Source organism: Pseudomonas sp. Irchel s3h9 (genome assembly GCF_900187475.1).
Taxonomy (GTDB): Bacteria; Pseudomonadota; Gammaproteobacteria; order Pseudomonadales; family Pseudomonadaceae; genus Aquipseudomonas; species Aquipseudomonas neuropathica.
The window spans coordinates 24,997-48,368 of record NZ_FYDH01000005.1 but is presented as its reverse complement, the minus strand read 5'-3'; the positions used below and the strand labels follow the sequence as shown (position 1 = coordinate 48,368).

Here is a 23,372-nt window from a genome sequence, read left to right as displayed (position 1 = left end):
CAGGAAACCTCATGACCGACGCGTTCGAACTCCCCAGCACCCTGGTCCAAGCCCTCCAGCGCCGCGCGGCCCTGACGCCGGATCGACTGGCCTTGCGTTTTCTCGCCGAAAACGAAGAGCAGGCTGTGGTACTCAGTTATCGTCAGCTGGATGAGCGCGCACGCATGATCGCCGCCGCGTTGCAGGCTGACGCTGAATTCGGCGACCGTGCGGTGCTGCTGTTTCCCAGCGGTCCGGATTACGTCGCGGCATTTTTTGGCTGCCTATACGCCGGCGTGATCGCAGTGCCGGCCTATCCGCCGGAATCCGCGCGCCGTCACCATCAGGAGCGTTTGCTGTCGATCATTGCCGACGCCGAACCGCGTCTGCTGCTGACCAGCGCCGACCTGCGCGACGCCTTGCAGCAGATCGAGGGTGCGCCGCCGTTGTTGTGTGTCGACACTCTCGACAAGACACTGGCGCAAAACTGGGTTGAACCGAGCCTGCCGCAAGACCACATCGCCTTCCTGCAATACACCTCCGGTTCGACTGCACTGCCCAAAGGCGTGCAAGTCAGCCACGGCAATCTGGTCGCCAACGAACTCCTGATCCGTCACGGTTTCGGCATCGACGTGAACCCTGATGATGTCATCGTCAGCTGGCTGCCGCTGTACCACGACATGGGTTTGATCGGTGGTCTGCTGCAGCCAATTTTCAGCGGCGTGCCATGCATTCTGATGTCGCCGGCGTACTTCCTCGGTCGGCCATTGCGCTGGCTGGAAGCGATCAGCGAATACGGCGGCACCATCAGCGGCGGACCGGACTTCGCCTATCGCTTGTGCAGCGAACGGATCAGCGAGTCGGCGCTGGAACGTCTCGATCTGAGTCGCTGGCGCGTGGCCTATTCTGGTTCCGAGCCAATCCGTCTCGACACCCTGGAGCGCTTCGCCGAGAAGTTCGCCGCATGCGGTTTCAGTGAGCACAGCTTCATGGCCTCGTACGGTTTGGCCGAAGCCACGCTGTTCGTCGCCGGCACCCCGCGCGGCACCGGTATCTCGGCACTGCGCGTGGACGATCAGGCGCTGGCACAAAACCGCGCCGAGCCGGGCGATGGCAGCCCAATCATGAGTTGTGGTATCAGCCAACCGGAACACGCGGTGCTGATCGTCGAGCCAAACACACTCGTCGAACTCGCCGACAACGCGGTCGGCGAAGTCTGGGCCGCAGGCCCGAGCATCGCCCACGGCTACTGGCGCAATCCTGAAGCGAGCGCCAAGACCTTCGTCCAGCACGCCGGCCGCACCTGGCTGCGCACCGGCGACCTGGGCTTCATGCGCGACGGTGAGCTGTTCATCACCGGACGCCTGAAAGACATGCTGATCGTGCGCGGCCACAACCTGTATCCACAGGACATCGAAAAAACGGTCGAGAACGAAGTGGAAGTGGTGCGCAAGGGTCGCGTCGCTGCATTTGCGGTCAATCAGGATGGCGAGGAGGGCATCGGCATTGCGGCGGAAATCAGCCGCAGCGTGCAGAAAATCCTCCCGCCGGAGGCGTTGATCAAAGCCATTCGCCAAGCCGTGGCTGAGGCTTTTCAGGAAGCCCCGAGCGTGGTGGTGCTGCTTAATCCCGGCGCCTTGCCGAAAACTTCCAGTGGCAAATTGCAGCGCTCGGCGTGCCGCAATCGTCTGGCCGATGGCAGCCTCGACAGCTACGCGGTGTTCCCGTCGAGCACCGCTGAAAGCCAGGGCGCAGTCACCAGCGCCTCAGAACTTGAGGGCTTGATCGGCAAGATCTGGGCTGAGCAACTCAACGTCAAACAGGTCAACGCCGACGATCACTTCTTCCTGCTCGGCGGCAACTCGATCGCCGCTACGCAAGTGGTCGCCCGCGTGCGTGAAGAGCTCGCGCTTGAGCTGAACCTGCGCCTGTTGTTCGAAGCACCGACCCTGTCAGCGTTCGCCGCAGCCGTTGCGCAACAGCAGCAGGACGGCGGCAGCGCCCAAGGTGCAATCACCACACTGTCGCGCAGCGAGCCGATGCCGCAATCGCTGGCACAAAACCGTTTGTGGATCACCTGGCAACTCGACCCACAGAGCAGCGCCTATAACATTCCCGGTGCCCTGCGTTTGCGCGGCGAACTGGACGAAGACGCCTTGCATGCCAGCTTCCAGCAACTGATCGAGCGCCACGAATCCCTGCGCACGCGTTTCTTCGAGCGCGACGGCGTGGCTCTGCAACAAGTGATTGCCGGCACCGAATTCAACCTGCAACTGATCGACATCAGCGACTTGCCGGCGCCCGAGCGCGAGGCCCGTGCGCAACAAATCCGCGAAGACGAAGCACGCACCCGGTTCGACCTGGAAAAAGGTCCGCTGCTGCGGGTGACGCTGGTGCGTCTCGACGACGAAGATCACCAATTGCTGGTGACGCTGCACCACATCATTGCCGACGGCTGGTCCCTGAACGTATTGATCGACGAATTCTCGCGCCTTTACGCCGCTGCTTCGCAAGGAGCGACAGCCAACCTCGCGCCATTGCCAACCCAGTACGCCGACTACGGCAGCTGGCAGCGTCAATGGCTAGCGCAAGGCGAGAGCGCGCGGCAACTGGCCTGGTGGAAAGCGCAGTTGGGCGACGAGCATCCAGCGCTGGAGCTGGCTACCGATTACCCACGATCCGCCAAACAAACTCACAGCGCCGCACGTCACTCCGTGCGTCTGGGCGCGAGCCTCAGCGATGCGATCCGTAACACGGCACAGGCTCAGCAATCGACCCCGTTCATGCTGTTGCTCGCGGCATTCCAGAGCCTGCTGCATCGCTACAGCGGTCAGCGCGACATCCGCATCGGCGTACCGAACGCCAACCGTCCACGCCTGGAAACCCAGGGCCTGATCGGCTTCTTCATCAACACCCAAGTGCTGCGAGCAGAGATCGATTCGCGCCTGTCATTCGTTGCGCTGTTGGCCCAGACCCGCAACGCCACACTCGGTGCCCAGGCGAATCAGGATCTGCCCTTCGAACAACTCCTCGAAGCCTTCCCGCAGGCCCGCGAACAAGGTCTGTTCCAGGTCATGTTCAACCACCAGCAACGTGATCTGAGTGCGCTCAAACGTCTGCCGGGTCTGCTCGCCGAAGAACTGCCGTGGCACAGCCGCGAAGCCAAGTTCGACCTGCAATTGCACAGCGAAGAAGACCGTAACGGTCGCCTGACCCTGTCGTTCGACTACGCCAGCGAACTGTTCGATGTGGCGACCATCGAGCGTCTGGCCGAGCATTTCAGCAACCTGTTGCGCGACGTCTGCGAACGTCCGGAGCAAGCCATCGGTGATCTGCAACTGCTGACCGCCACTGAGCACGATCAGCAACAACACTGGGGCGTTGCGCCATGCACCCCGGCGCAACAATGGCTGCCAGAACTGCTCAATGAACAGGCGCGCCTGACCCCGGAACGCACCGCGCTGGTGTGGGACGGTGGCAGCCTCGATTTCGCCGAACTGCACACGCAAGCCAACCGCCTTGCGCATTATCTGCGCGACAAAGGCGTCGGCCCGGATGTCTGCGTGGCCATCGCCGCCGAGCGTTCGCCGCAACTGCTGATCGGCCTGCTGGCGATCATCAAGGCCGGCGGCGCCTATGTGCCATTGGACCCGGATTACCCGGCGGATCGCCTGGCTTACATGCTCAGCGACAGCGGCGTCGAACTGCTGCTGACCCAAACCGAATTGCTCGGCCGCTTGCCGGCCAGCGATGGCGTCAGTGTCATCGCCATGGACGCGTTGCACTTGGAAAACTGGCCGAGCCAGGCACCGGGCTTGCACCTGCACGGCGACAACCTCGCTTACGTGATTTACACCTCGGGTTCCACCGGCCAACCGAAAGGCGTCGGCAACACCCACGCGGCACTGGCCGAGCGTCTGCAATGGATGCAGAACACCTACCGCCTCGATGAAACCGATGTGCTGATGCAAAAGGCACCGATCAGTTTCGACGTGTCGGTGTGGGAATGCTTCTGGCCACTGATCACCGGCGCGCGTCTGTTGATTGCCGGCCCCGGCGAACATCGCGATCCGCATCGCATCGCCCAGTTGGTTCAGGCCTATGGCGTGACCACGCTGCACTTTGTGCCGCCATTGCTCTCGCTGTTCATCGACGAACCACTGAGCACTGAATGCACCAGCCTGCGCCGGGTGTTCTCCGGCGGCGAAGCGCTGCCAGCCGAACTGCGCAACCGCGTCCTCGCGCAACTGCCAGCGGTGCAACTGCACAACCGTTACGGCCCGACCGAAACCGCGATCAACGTCACCCACTGGCATTGCACCACTGCCGATGGTGAGCGCTCGCCGATTGGTCGTCCGCTGGGCAACGTGATCTGCCGCGTGCTCGACGCCGATCTCAATCCAGTGCCGGCAGGCGTGCCGGGTGAGTTGTGCATCAGCGGTATCGGCCTGGCTCGTGGTTACCTTGGTCGTCCATCGATGACCGCTGAACGTTTTGTGGTCGATCCATTGGGCGAGCAGGGCGCGCGGTTGTACCGCACCGGCGACCGCGCGCGCTGGACCTCCGATGGCGTGATCGAATACCTCGGCCGTCTCGATCAGCAAGTCAAACTGCGTGGCTTTCGCGTCGAACCGGAAGAAATCGAAGCACGCTTGCTCGCCCAGGACGGCGTCGCCCAAGCCGTGGTCCTGGTGCGTGAAACCGCTGCCGGCGCGCAATTGATCGGCTACTTCACCGCCACCGATGCCAGCGAAGATCACGACGAACAAAACACTCGCCTGAAAACCGCGCTGGCCGCCGAGCTGCCGGAATACATGGTCCCGGCGCAACTGATGCGTCTCGACGCCATGCCACTCAGCCCCAGCGGCAAACTCGACCGCCGCGCCTTGCCCGAGCCGCAATGGCAAGTGCGTGAACACGTCGAACCGGTCACTGCACTTGAACAGCAGATCGCCGCTATCTGGCGCGAAGTGCTCGGTCTGCCTCAAGTCGGTCTGCGCGACGACTTCTTCGCCCTTGGTGGCCACTCGCTGCTGGCCACGCAAATCATCTCGCGTACTCGTCAGGCCTGCGACGTCGAGCTGCCGTTGCGCGCCTTGTTCGAACACAGCGAACTCGGTGATTTTGCCGAACAGATCCACCTGATCCAGGCCAGCGGTCGCACGAACAAACAGCCACCGATCGACAAGGTCGATCGCAGCCAACCGGTGCCGTTGTCGTACTCGCAACAGCGCATGTGGTTCCTCTGGCAGATGGAGCCGGACAGCCCGGCGTACAACGTTGGCGGCATGGCGCGCCTGCGCGGCGTGTTGCATGTCGAGTGTTTCGAGGCGGCGTTGCAAGCGCTGATCCTGCGCCACGAAACCCTGCGCACCACGTTCCCGAGCGTCGACGGCGTCGCCCGTCAGCAGGTGCATGGCGAAACCGGTGTGCGCATGGGTTGGAAGGATTTTTCAAAACTTGCCGCCGATGTGCGTGAGCAAAAGGTTCAGCAACTGGCCGATGACGAAGCTCATCTGCCGTTCGATCTGGAAACCGGCCCGCTGCTGCGCGCCTGTCTGGTGAAGACTGCCGAGCACGAACATTACTTTGTCCTGACTCTGCACCACATCGTCACCGAAGGCTGGGCGATGGATATTTTCGCCCGAGAACTCAGTGCGCTGTACGAAGCCTTTGTCGATGACCGTGATTCGCCGCTTGAGCCGCTGCCGGTGCAGTACCTCGACTACAGCGTCTGGCAACGCAACTGGCTGGAATCCGGCGAGCGTCAGCGCCAACTCGACTACTGGACCGCGCAACTCGGTCGTGAACATCCGCTGCTGGAATTGCCGGGTGACCGTCCGCGTCCCCCAGTGCAAAGCCATCAGGGTGAGCTGTTCCGTTTCGACCTTAGCGACGAACTCGCCGCGCGGGTTCGTGCGTTCAACGCGCAAAACGGTCTGACCCTGTTCATGACCATGACCGCCGCACTCGCGACGCTGCTTTACCGCTATAGCGGCCAGACTGATCTGCGCATTGGCGCGCCGGTGGCCAACCGCATTCGCCCGGAAAGTGAAGGGCTGATCGGTGCATTCCTCAACACCCAAGTGCTACGTTGCCAGCTCGACGGCATGATGTCGGTCGGCGAACTCTTCGAGCAGGTGCGTCACACCGTGATCGAAGGCCAGTCGCATCAGGATCTGCCATTCGATCATCTGGTTGAAGCCTTGCAACCGCCGCGCAGCGCTGCGTACAACCCGCTGTTTCAGGTGATGTGCAACGTGCAGCGCTGGGAATTCCAGCAGAGCCGCATGCTCGCTGGCATGACCGTCGAGTACCTGGCCAACGATGCACGAGCGACCAAGTTCGACCTCAACCTGGAAGTCACCGACCTCGACCATCGCCTCGGTTGCTGCCTGACTTACAGCACCGATCTGTTCGACGAGCCGACCATCGCGCGCATGGCCAAGCATTGGCGCAATCTGCTCGAAGCGCTGATCGCCGATCCGCAACAGCGCCTCAGTGAATTGCCGCTGCTCGATGCGCCTGAGCAACAGCACCTGCTCGATAGCCTCGGCATCGAGTCGGGTGAGCATCGTCTCGATCAGTGCATCCATCACCTGTTCGCCGAACAGGCGCTGGCGCGCAAAGACGCGCCGGCCCTGACCTTCGCCGGGCAGACCCTGAACTACGCCGAACTCGACGCCCGCGCCAATCGTCTGGCCTGGGCCTTGCGTGAGCGCGGTGTCGGCCCGCAAGTGCGCGTTGGCCTGGCGCTGGAGCGTTCGCTGGAAATGGTCATCGGCCTGCTGGCGATTCTCAAGGCCGGCGGTGCGTACGTGCCGCTAGACCCGGAATACCCGCTCGACCGTCTGCATTACATGATCGAAGACAGCCGCATCGGCCTGCTGCTCAGTGATCGCGCCATGTTCAAAGCTCTCGGCGATCTGCCGCCAAGTGTGGCGCGCTGGTGTCTGGAAGACGACAGCGCGGCACTCGCCGCTTACCCGGCCAGCGAGCTGCCGTTTATCAGTCTGCCGCAGCATCAGGCGTACCTGATTTACACCTCGGGTTCGACCGGTAAACCGAAAGGCGTGGTGGTCTCCCACGGTGAAATTGCTATGCACTGCCAAGCCGTGATCGAACGTTTCGGCATGCGCCCGGACGACTGCGAACTGCATTTCTATTCGATCAACTTCGACGCGGCGACCGAGCGTCTGTTGGTGCCGTTGCTCAGTGGCGCGCAGGTGGTGTTGCGTGCGCAGGGTCAGTGGGACGCGGAAGAAATCTGCGGTTTGATCCGCACGTATAAAATCAACGTGCTTGGTTTCACCCCGAGCTACGGCAGCCAGTTGGCGCAGTTCCTCTCAACGCAAAACGAAATCTTGCCGGTGCGGATGATCATTACCGGCGGCGAAGCGCTGACCGGTGAACACCTGCAACGGATTCGCGCGGCGTTCAAACCGGCGATGTTCTTCAACGCTTACGGCCCGACCGAAACCGTGGTCATGCCGCTGGCCAGTCTGGCGCCGGAGGTGCTGGACGAGGGCGCCGGCAGCGTGCCGATTGGCAGCGTGATTGGCGCGCGTGTCGCGTACATTCTCGACGCCGATTTGGCATTGGTACCGCAAGGTGCGACCGGTGAGTTGTTCGTCGGTGGGGCCGGTCTGGCGCAGGCGTATCACGACCGTCCGGGCATTACCGCCGAGCGTTTTGTCGCTGACCCGTTCGCCACCGATGGCGGGCGCATGTATCGCACCGGTGACCTGGTGCGCCAGCGTGCCGATGGTTTGGTGGAATATTTGGGACGAATCGACCATCAGGTGAAAATCCGTGGATTCCGTATCGAACTGGGCGAAATCGAAACGCGTCTGCTTGATCACGATTCGATCCGTGAAGCCGTGGTGCTCGCACTGGATGCCCCGAGCGGCAAACAACTGGTTGGCTATCTGGTCACCGAAGTTGCTGAGCAAAGTGAAGCCCGTCAGGCTGAACTGCGCGACGCCCTCAAGGCGCACCTCAAGGCACAACTGCCGGATTACATGGTGCCGACCCACCTGATTCTGCTGGCGAGCATGCCGCTGACCGCCAACGGCAAACTCGACCGCCGCGCCTTGCCGGCGCCGGATCCTGAGTTGAATCGTCAGGACTACGTCGCGCCGAGTAACGAACTGGAGCAGACCCTGGCGCAGATCTGGTGCGAGGTGCTCAACGTCGAACAGGTCGGCCTCAACGACAACTTCTTCGAACTCGGCGGCGATTCGATTCTGTCGATTCAAGTGGTCAGCCGTGCGCGTCAGCAAAGTATTCATTTCAGCCCGCGTGATCTGTTCCAGCATCAGACCGTACAGACTTTGGCCGCTGTAGCCAGTCGTACCGAGCAGGTGACGGCCGAGCAGGGCCTGGTGGCTGGCGAATCGGCCCTGACGCCGATTCAACATTGGTTCTTCGACACAGAAATCCCTGAACGTCAGCACTGGAACCAGGCGTTGTTGCTGGAGCCAACTGTGGCGCTGGAACCGCATCGTCTGGAGCAGGCGCTGCTGGCGGTGATTGAGCAGCATGACGCCTTGCGTCTGCGCTTCACCGAGGCCAATGCTGAGTGGCAAGCCACGCATCAACCGGTGTCCGACGTTGCTGTTCTCTGGCAAGTACGCGTCGCATCGATGGACAAGTGCGAAGCGCTGTTCGCTGATGCCCAACGCAGCTTGAATCTTGCGCAAGGTCCGTTGTTGCGTGCCCTGCTGGTTGACGGCCCTGAAGTTCAGCAACGCCTGTTCATCGCGATTCATCACTTGGTGGTCGACGGCGTGTCGTGGCGCGTTTTGCTCGACGATCTGCAAACCGTGTATCGCCAACTCGACGCCGAACAAGCGGTAAAACTGCCGGCGAAAACCAGCTCTTTCAAGGACTGGGCTGCGCGTTTGCAGGCCTACGCCGGCAGCGAATCACTGCGCGAAGAACTCGACTGGTGGCAGACCCAACTGGCCGGGCCGAACGCTGATCTGCCCTGCGAAAATCCACAGGGCGGCCAGCAGAATCGTCACGCACAAACCGTCAGCGTGCGCCTCGATGCCGAGCACACCAAACAGTTATTGCAACAGGCTCCGGCGGCCTATCGCACGCAGGTCAATGACCTGCTGCTGACGGCGTTGGCCCGAGTGTTGTGCCGCTGGAGCGGTCAACCGTCGGCGCTGATTCAACTGGAAGGTCACGGCCGCGAAACCCTGTTCGACGAGATCGACCTGACCCGCACCGTCGGCTGGTTCACCAGCGCTTACCCGCTGCGTCTGACCCCGCACAACATCGAAGAAGCTGCGGGGCAGGGCGCTTCGATCAAGGCAATCAAGGAGCAACTGCGCGCGGTGCCGCACAAAGGCCTCGGTTATGGCGTGCTGCGTTATCTCGCCGATGACCTCAGCCAGCGCAGCATGGCCGCGCTGCCGCATGCGCCGGTCACCTTCAACTACCTCGGCCAGTTCGACCAGAGCTTCGGCAGTGATGCGCTGTTCCGTCCGCTGGACGAGCCGGTCGGTGGCGCCCACGATCCGCAGGCGCCATTGCCCAACGAGTTGAGCATCGACAGCCAGGTTTACGGCGGTGAATTGCTCCTGCGCTGGACCTTCAGCGCCGAGCGTTATGACGCGCAAACCATCAACGATCTGGCCGACGCCTACCTTGGTGAACTGCAAAGCCTGATCACCCATTGCCTGCAAGACGAGGCCGGCGGCCTGACGCCATCGGACTTCCCGCTGGCCAGACTGACTCAGGCGCAACTCGATGCCTTGCCGGTGCCGGCCGCGCACATCGAAGACGTTTATCCGCTGACGCCGATGCAGGAAGGCATGTTGCTGCACACCTTGCTCGAACCGGGCACTGGCCTGTACTACATGCAGGATCGCTACCGCATCAACAGCGAACTCGACCCGCAGCGTTTCGCTGAGGCCTGGCAAGCGGTGGTCGCCCGTCACGAAGCGCTGCGAGCCTCGTTCTGCTGGAACGTCGGCGAAGACATGCTGCAAGTGATTCATACGCCGGGTCGTACGCCAATCGAATATCTGGACTGGAGCGCCATTGCTGAAAACGAGCAGGAACCGAAGCTGCAAGCCCTGCTGAAAAGCGAGCGCGAGGCCGGTTTCGATCTGCTCAATCAGGCGCCGTTCCACTTGCGCCTGATCAAGGTCGGCGCGGCGCGTTACTGGTTCATGATGAGCAACCACCACATCCTCATCGATGCCTGGTGCCGCTCGTTGCTGATGAACGACTTCTTCGAGATTTACACCGCACTGGGTGAGGACCGTGAAACGCAACTCGCCGTGCCGCCGCGTTATCGTGATTACATTGGCTGGCTGCAACGTCAGAGCCTGGCCGAGGCGCGGCAGTGGTGGCAGCACAATCTGCAAGGGTTTGAGCGCACCACGCCGATCCCGAGCGACCGTCCATTCCTGCGTGAACATGCCGGTGAAAGCGGCGGCATGGTCGTCGGCGACCGCTACACCCGCCTCAAAGTCGAGGACGGGGCGCGTCTGCGGGAACTGGCGCAGGCCCATCAACTGACCATCAACACCTTCGCCCAAGCGGCGTGGGCCTTGGTCCTGCGGCGCCTGAGCGGCGATCGTGACGTGCTCTTCGGTGTGACCGTGGCCGGGCGCCCGGTGGACATGCCGGAAATGCAGCGAACTGTCGGCCTGTTCATCAACAGCATCGCGCTGCGGGTGAAAATGCCTGAGGACGATCAGCGCAGCAGCGTGCGTCAGTGGCTCAGTGGTTTGCTCGACAGCAACATGCAACTGCGCGAGTACGAATACCTGCCGCTGGTGAACATCCAGGAACAGAGCGAATTGCCGAAAGGCCAGCCGCTGTTCGACAGCCTGTTTGTCTTCGAAAACGCCCCGGTGGAAGTTTCGGTACTCGATCATGCGCAGAGCTTGAATGCGACTTCGGACTCGGGCCGTACGCACACCAACTTCCCGCTGACGGCGGTGTGTTACCCAGGCGATGACCTCGGTCTGCACCTGTCGTATGACCAGCGTTATTTCGACGAATCGACCATCGAACGCATGCTCGGCGAGTTCAAACGTCTGCTGCTGGCGCTGGTCGATGGCTTCCATGGCGACATGGCCGATCTGCCGCTGCTAGGCACAGAGGAACAGGACTTCCTGCTGCACGGTTGCAACCAGAGTGCCCACGATTATCCGCTGGAGCAAAGCTACGTTGCGCTGTTCGAAGCGCAGGTCGCTGCGCATCCGCAACGGATTGCCGCTACGTGCCTTGATCAACAACAGAGCTACGTCGAGCTGAACCACAACGCCAACCGTCTCGGTCATGCACTGATCGCCGCCGGTGTGCAGATGGATCAACCGGTGGCCTTGCTCGGCGAACGTAACCTTGATCTTCTCGGCATGATCATCGGTAGCTTCAAGGCCGGCGCGGGTTATCTGCCGCTGGATCCGGGCCTGCCGAGCCAGCGTCTGCAACGCATCATCGAGCTGAGTCGCACGCCGGTGCTGGTCTGCTCCAAAGCATGCTTTGAACAAGCGCAGACTTTGCTGGATGAATTCAGCTGCGCCAATCGCCCGCGCTTGCTGGTGTGGGAGGAGATTCAGGCGGCAGCGACTTCGGCGCAGAACCTGGGCATTTACAGCGGCCCGGACAACCTCGCCTACGTGATCTACACCTCGGGCTCCACCGGCCTGCCGAAAGGCGTGATGGTCGAGCAGCGCGGGATGCTCAATAACCAGTTGAGCAAGGTGCCGTACTTGGATCTGAGTGATGCCGATGTGATTGCACAGACCGCTTCGCAAAGCTTCGATATTTCGGTCTGGCAGTTCCTTGCCGCGCCGTTGTTCGGAGCGCGAGTGGACATCGTGCCGAACACCATCGCCCACGATCCGCAAGGTTTGCTGGTGCATGTGCAAGCGCAGGGCATCACCGTGCTGGAGAGTGTGCCCTCGTTGATTCAGGGCATGCTCGCCTCGGAGCGCCTGAGTCTTGATGGCTTGCGCTGGATGCTGCCGACCGGTGAAGCAATGCCGCCGGAGCTGGCGCACCAATGGCTGCTGCGTTATCCGGACATTGGTTTGGTCAATGCGTACGGCCCGGCGGAGTGCTCGGACGACGTGGCGTTCTTCCGCGTCGACATGGCCTCGACGCGCGGCAGTTACCTGCCGATCGGCACGCCGACCGACAACAACTTGCTGTACCTGGTCGATGGCGCGCTGGAACTGGTGCCGTTGGGCGCAGTGGGTGAGTTGTGTGTTGCCGGGACCGGCGTCGGGCGCGGTTATGTCAGCGATCCGTTGCGTACGGCGCCGGTGTTTGTACCAAACCCGTTCGGTGCGCCGGGCGAGCGTCTGTATCGCACCGGTGACTTGGCGCGGCGTCGCAGTGACGGTGTGCTGGAGTACGTCGGCCGGGTCGATCACCAAGTGAAGATTCGCGGTTATCGCATCGAGCTGGGTGAGATCGAAGCGCGCCTGCATGAACAGCCGGAAGTGCGCGATGGCGCGGTCGCTGTGCAGGAGGGCGTCAACGGTAAACACTTGGTCGGTTATCTGGTTGCGGCCGATTCAGCACTCAATCCGAGCGAACGCCTGGAGCGGATCAAGCAGCGCCTGCGCGCCGAACTGCCAGAGTACATGGTGCCGCTGCACTGGTTGTGGCTCGAGCAAATGCCGCTGAATGCCAACGGCAAGCTCGACCGCAAGGCCCTCCCGGCGCTGGAGATCGGCCTGTTGCAGAGCCAGGATTATCTGGCCCCGCGCAATGATCTTGAACAGACGTTGGCTGATATTTGGGCCGAGGTGCTGAAGGTCGAAAAGGTCGGTGTACGCGACAACTTCTTCGAGCTGGGCGGGCATTCGTTGCTGGCCACGCAGATCGCCTCGCGGGTGCAGAAAACCCTGCAACGCGATGTGCCGCTGCGGGCGATGTTCGAGTGCAGCACGGTGGAGGAGTTGGCTGAGTACGTCGATGGATTGGCGGCGAGTGATATCACCGAGGAGAAGGTTGATCGGTTGAATGATCTGATGGCGGAGCTGGAGGGCTTCTAGTTCCTTAGCGCCTGCAATGGCCTCATCGCGAGCAGGCTCACTCCTACAGGGGAACGCATTCCAAAATGTAGGAGTGAGCCTGCTCGCGATGAGGCCGGTACATTCATGTACATTTCCAAGGTTGACGATAAAGAACCGGCAGCTCAGTCTGCCGGTTCTCTTTTTTGTCGCGGGGGTGGTCGATGCCTTTTTTCACGGTTGACGGACAAGCGCTGCATTACATTGATCAAGGCACTGGTCCGGCAGTTTTGCTGGCCGGCAGTTATCTGTGGGATCAGGCCATGTGGGCGCCGCAGATCGCCGCGTTATCGCCGCACTATCGGGTGATTGCGCTGGATCTGTGGGGCCACGGTGAGTCGGGACGGTTGCCTGAAGGCACGACATCACTGGATGACATTGCCAGTCAGGCGCAGGCTCTGCTCGATCATCTGGATATCGAACGTGTCACCCTGATTGGCCTGTCGGTCGGCGGCATGTGGGGCGTGCGTCTGGCGTTGTCGGCACCGCAACGGATCAACGGTCTGGTATTGATGGACACCTACGTTGGCGTCGAACCTGAACCCACCCGTCAGTATTACTTCTCGCTGTTCAAGCAAATTGAGGAAACCGGCGAAATCTCCGAGCAACTACTGGATATCGTTGTGCCGATTTTCTTCCGTCCGGGGATCGATCCGCAGTCGGCGCTGTATCAGGATTTCCGCGCGAAACTGGCGGCGTACTCTTCGGATCGGCTGCGCGAAAGCATCGTGCCGATGGGGCGAATCACCTTTGGCCGTGATGACTTGTTGCCACGGTTGGGCAAGTTGAATGCGGCGACCACGCTGGTAATGTGCGGCGATCAGGACAAGCCGCGACCACCGTCGGAAGCGCAGGAAATGGCTGAGTTGATCGGTTGCCCGTGGGTGTTGGTGCCGGAAGCGGGGCATATCTCCAATCTGGAGAATCCGCAGTTTGTCACCGAGGCGTTGCTTACCTTCCTCAGCGAGCGCAACCGAATTACCGGGTAATTGCACTTCGCGGGCAAGCTCGCTCCGATACTCGACCGCACCCTGACTGAGGACGCGCGGCTAAAAGCAGGAGCGAGCCGGCTTCGCGCGCAGATCCGCCGATGGGGCCAGCCCAGGCACCGCAAAGCTGAAATCTGAGATACTGCCGCCCGCAAAGACAATCATTAAGGGACTGATGTGGAGCAATTTTACTGGCGCGATCTCAAGGATCTTGAGGACAAGTGGGCCGGCTTGAGCGTTGAAGTCAAACGAGCGAAATCAGCCAAACCTCCGCTGCATCTGCAGAGCGGTAACAACGGTCGGATGAAGCTGATGCTCAACGACATCCCGTTGTTTTGGGGCACCATCGCCACCTCGTATTACGGTGCGTGGCTGGTTCGCAATCCGCAGTCCACTCAACTGGACTCGTCACCGGTTCCTGCCATTGGTGCGGCTGACGTTCAGGAACATTTTGATTTACCCCCTGATGAGCGCATCCGCCACTGGTGCCGTTATTTCATCAACAGGTTGATGGATAATCAGGCGGACTTTCTCTATCCCGGCCATTGGGTGGCGCGTCCTCTGCTGCCCGCTGCTGCCCGCTATACCTACGGCGAAGGCGCAAAGGGCTGGTATTTCTCAACGCCTGCAGAAGCTTCCAGCCATTTGCCGAAATGGTACGCGCGCGGTGACGGCATTCTCGACAATGTGCAGCCGCAAACCGTGCATTGGCTCGATTGGGATCTGGGTCATCTGATCGGCTTGCACACGGTGGATCCATTGGCAGGCCGGATGAAATGGTGGCGTAAAAAAGCCAGTGAAGGCAGCTTGCCGCCCATCTTGCTCTGGTATGTGGGCGCGTTGTGCTCGTACGTGATCATCGATGGCCACTACCGGTTGCAGGCAGCGCTCGACGAGGGCATCAAGCCCGACTTTATCGTTTTGAGCTCCACAGAGGCCCGGCAGGTCAAATTGTGCGAAGACACACAACAGCGAGTGTTCAGCTCACTGATGATGCAAAGCGCAAAAAATCCGGATTTTGATGTGCGAACATTGAATCAGGCGCTGATCAGCACCTTTGATGATCGTCCCTATCACTGGGCGGGTACGCACGCCTGGGCGGGCATCGCGTCGGATCAACAGTGGATAGCTGAGGTTACGACGTTCCTGAAAGAGCAGGGGACAACGGAGTATCTGGAGGACATTATCGGCCGAAGCGAATATTGATGGCTCCCGCACTGAGGCGGGAGCCAGTAATCGTTACTTGGGGCCGAGAATCTTCACCAACTTGTCCGGCGAAGGCGCGCCTTGTTGCTGTTGCAACTCACCCTTGTCATCCATGTAGAAAATCGCCGGCGTCGCCTGCAAATCCAGGTCTTCCATCAACTGCATGTTCGCTGCCAGTTTGGTCTGCACGGCCGCCGGAATGTCTTTCAGCGCTTTGAGCGAGCTGCCCTTGCCTGCTTTTTCGTGATCCTCCAGGGCCTTGGCCGGATCTTTCGCGGCCAGCAACGCGGCGGATTTGCCCGGGCTGTCCTCGCGGATGATGCCAACCATGATGTGCCGCAGTTGCACCTTGCCGGCCTTGACCCATGGCCGTGCCTGTTCCCAGAACATGTTGCAGTACGGGCAGTTCGGATCGCTGAACAGGTACACCGTGCGCGGTGCATCCTTGTTGCCGTCCTGAATCCAGTTGCTCGCCTCGAATTTGGCCCAGACTTCCTTGGCCATCGGCGCATAGACCAGTTTTTGCAGTGGCTCGCTGCTCAGGTCTTTACCGTCGGCGTCGTACAGATTGCCCAGCAACACGTGTTTGCCATCCGGGGTCAGGTACAGCGCCATGCCGCGATTCTGATACTGCGCCGCATACCCGCGCAGGCCATCGGGGGCGTCGAACTGGCCGACGATTTTCGCGCCTTTGGCTTCGATCTGCTTGATCGCCGCGGGCAGTTCTTCAGCAGCCTGCACCGACGGCAAGTGCAGCAGGGCGGTGCCCAGAGTCAGCGTCAGCAGGTGGCGGAGGCGGGGCATGGCAGTTTCCTTGCAGAGGTGGCCGGTGCAGTGGCCGGGTTCGAATTCGGGGTTGGGGTGGCGAAGTTTTCCAGCGCGCGCGCCAGGCTGGCGTTGGACAGCTCACCCAGGTGGCTGGTCAGCAGCCGACCGTCAGGGCTATAGAACAGCGTAGTCGGCAATGCCATGGAACCGACGGCCTGACCCAGCCGACCACTGCGGTCGAACAGCACGTTATTGAGGCTCAGGCCCTGGGTTTCGAGAAACGTCGCCACGCTCTGCATGCTTTCGGCCTGATTGACGAACAGGAAGGTCAGATCCGGGCGTTGTTGCTGAGCGCTTTCCAGCACCGGCATCTCGCGCCGGCACGGCGGGCACCAGGTCGCCCACAGGTTGATTACCAGCGGGCCGCCCTGATAATCGCTGAGCTGGATGGTTTCCCCGGCCGCGTTGCGCAGAGAGATGTCCGGCAGTCGGGTGCCTTGTTCGTAGAGGTTTAACGACAACGTCGCCAACAGCCAGAACGCCACGCCGCTGGCCACGCCAAAACCCAACGGGCGACGCAGCCCTGGACGCCGCCAGCCGCGATACAGGGCGACCAGCAACAGCACGATCACCCCCGGCCAGGCGAGGAAACCACCGTCGCGCAAATCGATGATCTGCCACGGGTCATTGCGATAGTGCGACCAGTACAGCAGCACAAAGGCAATTCGCGCCGCGAGCATGCCCAGCAGAAACAGGCTGAACAATGCTGACTCGGGGTTATCACCGCCACGCTTGGCCACCCGCCAGCCGACAAAGGTCGCCAGCGCCAGGGCACTGATCAGCAGCAGGTGGTTAAGCGCGATGGCAAAGGTGCCGAGGGTGAAAGTCAGCATTAATGGGCATCTCGGGTGGCAGTCCAGTGTTGCAGGAACGTCTCGGCGTCGACTTCGCCGGTGATGCGCTGGCTGCGGCGCTCCAGACCATCAGCACCGATCCAGATGAACGTCGGCGGTCCCGGCACTTTGTAGCGGCTGAGCAGTTCAGCGCTGGCGGCATTGTCGTCGGTGACATCAAGCCTGAGCAGGCGCACGTTGCTCAACGCCTGCATCACGTTGTCCTTACCGAACACCTGCTTCTCCATGATCAGGCAAGACTTGCACCAGTCGGCGTAGTAATCGAGCAGCACCCACTGACCCTGAGCCTTGGCGGCATCGAGTTCGCGTTGCAGCGCCGCCGGCTCCTTGATCGTGGTGAACGCTTCATGACCCGAAGGCGCGGCGGCGCCAGCGCGGCCGGCACTGTAGACCTGCAACGGTTGATACGGATCATCGCTGCCGCCCGCCGCACCAATCACCAGAAAACTGCCCCACAGCCCGAGCAGCAGCGAACTGGCGCCGAACAACTGCGCAACGCGGCCAAAACCTTCGGACTGTTTCCAGGCGCAGAACGCGGCGATCAACAGCAGCGCGCCGCACAGGCCCAGCCATAACGACGCATCCAGCACCGGGCGCAACATCACCAGCGCAGTGGCGAGGAAGAAGAATCCGAACACGCCTTTGAGCAGGTTCATCCACGCACCGGGTTTGGGCAGGAAGCCATTGCCAACGGTCACCAGCAACAGCAGCGGCACACCGATGCCGATGCCCAGCGAAAACAGAATCAAACCACCGTGCAGCGCGTTGCCGGTCTGCGCGATATACAGTAAGACACCCGCCAGTGGCGCGGTCATGCACGGGCCGACCAGCAGACCGGACAATGCACCGAGCGCTCCGGCACCGATCACGCTGCCACCGCTGCGACTGCGCGAGGCGTGTTCCAGGCGATCGCGCAGGGCCACCGGCAATTGCAGTTCAAAGAAGCCAAACATCGGCAACGCCAACACCACGAAGATCGCGGCAAAGGTCCCCAGCAGCCATGGATTTTGCAACCATGCCTGCAGGTTCGCGCCGAGCAGCGCGGCAATCACGCCCATCGCTGCATACACCAGCGCCATGCAAATCACATAACTGCCGGCCAGTACAAATCCGCGACGCGGGGTGGCACCACTGCCGACGACCATTCCGGCCAGAATCGGCAGCATCGGCAATGAGCACGGCGCAAATGCCAGCAGCAAGCCGAAACCGAAAAACGCCAGCAAGCTCCAGCCCAACGCGTGTTCTTGCAGGCTGCTGGCCAGGGCTTGATCCGGTGCCTGGTCGTTCGTTGTCGCTGTTGTCGCCGGTGTTGTCGTGGCTGGCGCTTTACCGCCCAGGTCGATGACCCGGGTTTGCGGTGGATAGCACAGGCCGGCATCGGCACAGCCCTGATAGCCGACCTTGATCTGCCCCGTGGCCGAGGCTGGAATTTTAATTTCCAGCCCTTGGCGATAGACCGGTTGCTCACCGAAAAACTCGTCGCTGTGGGATTCGCCTTCAGGCAGCGCGGGCTGTTGCTCTGCGCTCAGCCCTTCGAATTTCAGGCGTTTCTGATACAGGTAATAACCGTCGGCGATTTGCCAGAACAACTGGGTCTCACCGGATTCCAGGCGCTCGGATGTCAGCACGAATGCCTGGTCGACCAGGAGAAACTCCGGTTTTGTCTCAAATGGATTGTTCCCGGCCTGGGCCAGGCTGGAGATCAGCAGAGCAAACAAAAGAAAAAAATGACGCATGGAGGAGCCTTGTCCCTGTGCAAGTGAGGTGCACAATGGGCGGCGGCGATTAACCGATGATTAACCGCCACGCCCTTGTCGCTGTGACGTTCGGGGCATAATGTCAGCTTAATCGGCCAACTGCCTAATCGGCTTTTTTCTACGGGACTCACCATGCACGTACTGGTTTGCGAAGACGATGAGCTGATTGCCAGCGGCATCGTTGCCGGTCTCACGGCTCAGGGTTTGACCGTTGAGCACGTCAACACCGCATCGAAAGCGCGGGCGATGCTCAAGGTCGCTGAATTCGACGTGATGGTGCTCGATCTCGGCCTGCCCGACGAAGATGGCCTCAAGTTGCTGCAACAACTGCGTCAGAGTGGTCTGGAAATTCCGGTGCTGATTCTGACCGCGCGCGACTCGGTCACCGACCGCGTTGACGGCTTGCAGGCCGGGGCTGACGATTACCTGCTCAAGCCGTTTGATCTGCGCGAACTGTTCGCCCGCCTGCAAACCCTGTTGCGCCGGGTCGCCGGGCGCAGCGTCAACCTGATCGAGCATGGCGCACTGACGTACGACCCGAGCAGCCGCGAAACCACGCTGGCCGGGCAACCGGTGGACCTGTCGCGTCGCGAGCAGTCGCTGTTGCAGGCGCTGCTGCACAATCGTGGCCGGGTGCTGTCCACCGAGCAATTGAAGGACAGTGTCTACGGCTTCAACGATGAACTGGAAAGCAACGCGCTGAACGTGCACATCCATCACCTGCGCAGCAAGCTGGGCAAAGGCATCGTCGAAACCGTGCGCGGTCTGGGCTATCGCCTTGGCCCGGCCGACGGTGGAGATCAAGGCAAGTGATGAGTCTGCGACTGCGCCTGAGCCTGACCCTCGGCGCTGCGTTTGCGCTGATCTGGGCGCTGGCGGCGGCCTGGATGCTCAGTGACCTGCGCAATCAGATGATGTTCTCTCTCGACCAGCGTCTGGTGGCCTCGGCGCGCATGGTCGCCGGGCTGCTGGAACAGTTGCCGACGCTGCCGAGCAAAGGCGAGGGCACGCATTTCAGTGCCGAACAACTGAATATCCCCGGTGGCATGGCCTGTCAGGTCAGCTCCTTGCGTGGGGAAATTCTTGCGCGCAGCCACAACAATCCCGAACAAGCACTGGAAGCCGAGAAAATGGGCTTCCATGACCAGATGATCGACGGTGCACCGTGGCGCAGCTTCACCCTCGCCCGGGGCGATGTGCGCATTACCACAGCCGACCGGCAGATCGAGCGCGAGGCGCTGAACATGTCGATCCTGCTGGCAGCGTCGGTGCCGGTGGGCGTGGCGCTGCTCGGTTGTCTGTGCCTGTTGTGGCTGGGTATCGGCCAAGGGCTGGCGCCGCTCAACCGTCTACGTGAAGCGTTGATGCGGCGCAATGCCGACTCGCTTGAACCGTTGCAGATCCAGACCTTCCCCAGCGAATTGAAGCCGCTGCTTGAAACGCAAAATCAGTTGTTTCAACGCATCGGCAAAACCATCGAGCGCGAGCGGCGCCTGACCGGTGACGCGGCGCATGAACTGCGCAGCCCGCTGACGGCGATCAAGACCCACCTGCAAGTTGCGCGCATGACCGATGGCAGCGCCCGCGATCAGTCGCTGGCGCGGGCCGAGGAGGGGGCCGATCGCTTGCATCGCACCCTCGAACAGTTGCTGTTGCTGGCGCGGGTCGAGGGTAGTCTGTCGTTCGATGACGGTTCGCAGTGCAGCGCCGAGCAAGTGGCACGCCTGGCGATCCAGGACGCCACCGGTGGCGAGCACCAGCGCATCAAACTGCAACTGCCGACCGGACTTTCCGTTGCACCGCTGCAAATGCCGGCGGTGCTGTCGATTGCGGCGCTGCGCAATCTGCTCGACAACGCCCTGCGCCATACGCCAGAAGACTGCGCGGTTGAGCTGAGCCTGGAAACCATTGGCAACCGTGTGCGGTTTGTCGTGCGCGACCATGGCCCGGGGATTGCGGCGGATGATCTGCAACACCTGACCCAACGCTTCTGGCGCAACGGCCAGAGCACCGGTTGCGGCCTTGGCCTGGCGATTGTTCAGGCGATCGTCCAGCGCTGCGACTGCGCCCTGCATTTCGACAGCCGCCCGGATGGCCTGAGTGTCGAGCTGACCATGCCATTGCAACCTGTCTGATTCCAGTAGAGCTTGTGTAGGAGCTGCCGAAGGCAGCGATCTTTTGATTTTGTTTTTCAAGATCAAGATCAAAAGATCGCAGCCTTCGGCAGCTCCTACAGGAAATCGCGCCAGACACATCAAATGTAACTTTTCGACATTCGCTATCCGGCAGAGGTGGGGGTAAGGTCAACGCAGCTTTGACTCAATGGATTGAGGGAATTGCGCCATGGAAGCACCCATCTGCATTCGTCCCGCCACACTGGCCGACGCCGGCATCATCAGCCGCATCATCGAACGTTCGATCCGTATCGGTTGTGCGCTCGACCACCGTAACGATCCGACACGGGTCAGCACCTGGATCACTCAGCAATCCGCCGACTTCATCAGCGCCCGCCTCGCCGACCCGCACTTCTATTTATGCATGGCTTTACTGGCGGACAAACCGGTCGGTGTCGGCATGGCACAGGCCAGTGGTGACATTTCCCTGTGTTACGTGCAGCCGGAATCCTTTCGCCGGGGCGTCGGGCGCGCGTTGATGCACGATCTGGAAGGCTGGTTGCGGGTTCGCGACGTTGCTCAAGCGAATCTCAACAGCACGCGCACCGGCCGTGCTTTTTATCGCCGTCTGGGCTATCGCGAGTCAGCGCCGCCCGTCGAATACCAAGGCGTGCAGACCCTGCCCATGCACAAGTCGTTGGCAGCGCCGGCCTGACAACACGATCACGGGCTAAATCCTCAGGCCCCTTAAGCGTTTCCAGAACAGGAAAACCTGCAAGTGCGCCCCGCGATCGGAATGCGCACCTGTCCGGTGTGCTGTTTTGGTCACTATCCATAGCCAATTGAGGGGTCGAGAGATGTCAGTCGCCACCAGCCTTATCGAAGAGTCGTCGGCCCGGGTTACCTCGGCGCCGGCCGAAACGCTGTACCAGTTCAATGAATCGCCATTGCTGGCTCGTCAGGCCCGGCAGGAGTCCAACGCGCGCAGCTATCCACGACGCATTCCATTGGCACTGAAGCGCGCCAAAGGCCTGTATGTCGAAGACGTTGAAGGGCGCACGTTCATCGACTGCCTCGCCGGGGCCGGCACGCTGGCGCTGGGGCATAACCACCCGGTGGTGATCGAAGCGATCCAGCAGGTACTGGCCGATGAATTGCCATTGCATACCCTCGACCTGACCACACCGGTCAAGGATCAGTTCGTCCAGGACCTGTTCGGCCTGCTGCCATCTGCCCTCGCGGCTGAAGCGAAAATCCAGTTCTGCGGCCCGACCGGTACCGATGCCGTGGAAGCGGCATTGAAGCTGGTACGCACGGCGACCGGGCGCAGCACCGTGCTGTCGTTCTCCGGTGGTTATCACGGTATGAGCCAGGGCGCGCTGAGCCTGATGGGCAGCCTGGGGCCGAAAAAACCGCTAGGTGCGTTGCTCAGCAATGGCGTGCAGTTCATGCCGTTCCCGTATGACTACCGTTGCCCGTTCGGCCTTGGTGGCGCGGCGGGCGTGAAGGCTAACCTGAGCTATCTGGAAAACTTGCTCAACGACCCGGAAGCCGGCGTGCAACTGCCCGCAGCGGTGATCGTCGAAGCGGTGCAGGGCGAGGGCGGTGTGATTCCGGCGGACATCGAGTGGTTGCGCGGCTTGCGCCGGATCACCGAAAAGGCGGGTGTGGCGTTGATCGTCGACGAGATCCAGAGCGGTTTCGCCCGCACCGGCAAGATGTTTGCCTTCGAACACGCCGGTATCACCCCGGATGTGGTGGTGTTGTCCAAAGCCATCGGCGGCAGCCTGCCGTTGGCCGTGGTGGTCTATCGCGACTGGCTCGACACCTGGCAGCCGGGCGCGCACGCCGGCACGTTCCGTGGCAATCAAATGGCCATGGCGGCAGGTTCTGCGGTGATGCGTTATCTGGTTGAGCACAAGGTCTGCGAACACGCTGCTGCCATGGGCGAGCGCCTCAGCGAGCACCTGCGCATCCTGCAACGGGACTTCCCGCAATTGGGCGACATTCGTGGTCGCGGCCTGATGCTCGGCGTCGAGCTGGTCGAGCCGAACGGCACACCGGATGCGCTCGGTCATCCGCCGGCGTTCGCACGACTGGCGCCGCTGGTCCAGCGCGAATGCCTCAAGCGTGGGCTGATTCTGGAGCTGGGCGGTCGGCATGGCGCAGTAGTACGTTTCCTGCCGCCGCTGGTGATCACTGCCGCCGAAATCGACCGTGTCGCAGAAATCTTTGGCCGTGCTTTGGCCGCTGCCACCGCTGCGCTGTAAATTTTTCGCCGCGCCGAACGTTCTTTCTACATACCCGGCTGCACTCAGCGTGCAGCCCACCCTTATAACGATGGAGAACCAGCATGACGTCAGTATTCGACCGCGAGGACATCCTCTTTCAGGTCGTGGTCAACCACGAAGAGCAATACTCGATCTGGCCGGACTACAAAGCCGTGCCGCAAGGCTGGCGCACCGTGGGCAAGAGCGGCCTGAAAAAGGAATGCCTGGCCTATATCGAAGAAGTCTGGACCGACATGCGTCCGCTGAGTCTGCGTCAGAAGATGGAAGCCCAGGCCGCCGCGCAATAAGCGGCCGGGCAAAAAGAA

At 61.4% G+C, this 23,372-nt stretch carries 11 protein-coding genes; 8 read left to right on the top strand and 3 right to left on the bottom strand.

What is annotated here, in order from left to right; translation table 11 throughout:
* The first annotated feature begins 11 nt into the window (after nucleotides 1–11).
* From CKW26_RS09765 to CKW26_RS09755, 3 genes are all read left to right on the top strand, one after another.
* Nucleotides 12–13,010, top strand: coding sequence for a non-ribosomal peptide synthetase (locus CKW26_RS09765; protein ID WP_095048422.1), 12,999 nt, complete (start codon nucleotides 12–14; stop codon nucleotides 13,008–13,010).
* A 182-nt stretch (nucleotides 13,011–13,192) separates the two neighbouring features.
* Complete coding sequence (locus tag CKW26_RS09760) at nucleotides 13,193–14,017, top strand: alpha/beta fold hydrolase (RefSeq protein WP_095048421.1); 825 nt, start codon at nucleotides 13,193–13,195, stop codon at nucleotides 14,015–14,017.
* 177 nt (nucleotides 14,018–14,194) lie between these two features.
* Entirely contained in the window at nucleotides 14,195–15,223 is a 1,029-nt protein-coding gene (locus tag CKW26_RS09755) for a ParB/Srx family N-terminal domain-containing protein (RefSeq protein WP_095048420.1), read from the top strand.
* A gap of 33 nt (nucleotides 15,224–15,256) precedes the next feature.
* On the opposite strand, the gene dsbG is transcribed toward CKW26_RS09755, so the two are convergent.
* Genes dsbG through dsbD form a run of 3 tightly spaced genes read right to left on the bottom strand, consistent with a single transcriptional unit; the run spans nucleotide 15,257 to nucleotide 18,641 of the window.
* Nucleotides 15,257–16,027, bottom strand: a complete 771-nt coding sequence (gene dsbG, locus CKW26_RS09750; RefSeq protein WP_095048419.1) for a thiol:disulfide interchange protein DsbG — start codon at nucleotides 16,025–16,027, stop codon at nucleotides 15,257–15,259.
* Nucleotides 16,003–16,884, bottom strand: a complete 882-nt coding sequence (locus CKW26_RS09745) for a TlpA disulfide reductase family protein (protein ID WP_095048418.1) — start codon at nucleotides 16,882–16,884, stop codon at nucleotides 16,003–16,005. Before CKW26_RS09745 ends, dsbG begins: the two co-directional genes overlap by 25 nt.
* Nucleotides 16,884–18,641 (bottom strand): protein-disulfide reductase DsbD, encoded by a 1,758-nt coding sequence (dsbD, locus tag CKW26_RS09740; protein WP_095048417.1) that lies wholly within the window; start codon nucleotides 18,639–18,641, stop codon nucleotides 16,884–16,886. The genes CKW26_RS09745 and dsbD overlap by 1 nt, the downstream gene beginning before the upstream one ends.
* 153 nt (nucleotides 18,642–18,794) lie before the next feature.
* Here dsbD and CKW26_RS09735 point away from each other — a divergent pair, with 153 nt between their 5' ends.
* The 5 genes from CKW26_RS09735 to CKW26_RS09715 all read left to right on the top strand — a co-directional run bounded on the left by CKW26_RS09735 (nucleotide 18,795) and on the right by CKW26_RS09715 (nucleotide 23,354).
* Nucleotides 18,795–19,475: a response regulator gene (locus CKW26_RS09735; RefSeq protein WP_007908710.1), complete on the top strand. Its 681-nt coding sequence runs from the start codon at nucleotides 18,795–18,797 to the stop codon at nucleotides 19,473–19,475.
* Nucleotides 19,475–20,797 carry an ATP-binding protein gene (locus CKW26_RS09730; RefSeq protein WP_095048416.1) on the top strand — a complete coding sequence of 441 codons (1,323 nt, stop codon included), beginning with the start codon at nucleotides 19,475–19,477 and terminating at the stop codon, nucleotides 20,795–20,797. The genes CKW26_RS09735 and CKW26_RS09730 overlap by 1 nt, the downstream gene beginning before the upstream one ends.
* Before the next feature lie 208 nt (nucleotides 20,798–21,005).
* Nucleotides 21,006–21,491: a GNAT family N-acetyltransferase gene (locus CKW26_RS09725; RefSeq protein WP_095048415.1), complete on the top strand. Its 486-nt coding sequence runs from the start codon at nucleotides 21,006–21,008 to the stop codon at nucleotides 21,489–21,491.
* A 142-nt stretch (nucleotides 21,492–21,633) separates the two neighbouring features.
* On the top strand, nucleotides 21,634–23,046 hold the full coding sequence (locus tag CKW26_RS09720) for an aspartate aminotransferase family protein (protein ID WP_095048414.1): 1,413 nt from the start codon (nucleotides 21,634–21,636) through the stop codon (nucleotides 23,044–23,046).
* Between the two features lie 83 nt (nucleotides 23,047–23,129).
* Nucleotides 23,130–23,354, top strand: coding sequence for an MbtH family protein (locus CKW26_RS09715; protein WP_038364139.1), 225 nt, complete (start codon nucleotides 23,130–23,132; stop codon nucleotides 23,352–23,354).
* Nucleotides 23,355–23,372 lie beyond the last annotated feature (18 nt).

Bases quoted from the DNA above. Each gene is read 5' to 3' on its own strand.
- CKW26_RS09715 (WP_038364139.1), top strand. From the start codon at position 23,130: ATGACGTCAGTATTCGACCGCGAGGACATCCTCTTTCAGGTCGTGGTC.
- CKW26_RS09725 (WP_095048415.1), top strand. From the start codon at position 21,006: ATGGAAGCACCCATCTGCATTCGTCCCGCCACACTGGCCGACGCCGGC.
- dsbG (WP_095048419.1), bottom strand. From the start codon at position 16,027: ATGCCCCGCCTCCGCCACCTGCTGACGCTGACTCTGGGCACCGCCCTG.
- CKW26_RS09765 (WP_095048422.1), top strand. From the start codon at position 12: ATGACCGACGCGTTCGAACTCCCCAGCACCCTGGTCCAAGCCCTCCAG.
- CKW26_RS09730 (WP_095048416.1), top strand. From the start codon at position 19,475: ATGAGTCTGCGACTGCGCCTGAGCCTGACCCTCGGCGCTGCGTTTGCG.
- dsbD (WP_095048417.1), bottom strand. From the start codon at position 18,641: ATGCGTCATTTTTTTCTTTTGTTTGCTCTGCTGATCTCCAGCCTGGCC.
- CKW26_RS09735 (WP_007908710.1), top strand. From the start codon at position 18,795: ATGCACGTACTGGTTTGCGAAGACGATGAGCTGATTGCCAGCGGCATC.
- CKW26_RS09745 (WP_095048418.1), bottom strand. From the start codon at position 16,884: ATGCTGACTTTCACCCTCGGCACCTTTGCCATCGCGCTTAACCACCTG.
- CKW26_RS09720 (WP_095048414.1), top strand. From the start codon at position 21,634: ATGTCAGTCGCCACCAGCCTTATCGAAGAGTCGTCGGCCCGGGTTACC.
- CKW26_RS09760 (WP_095048421.1), top strand. From the start codon at position 13,193: ATGCCTTTTTTCACGGTTGACGGACAAGCGCTGCATTACATTGATCAA.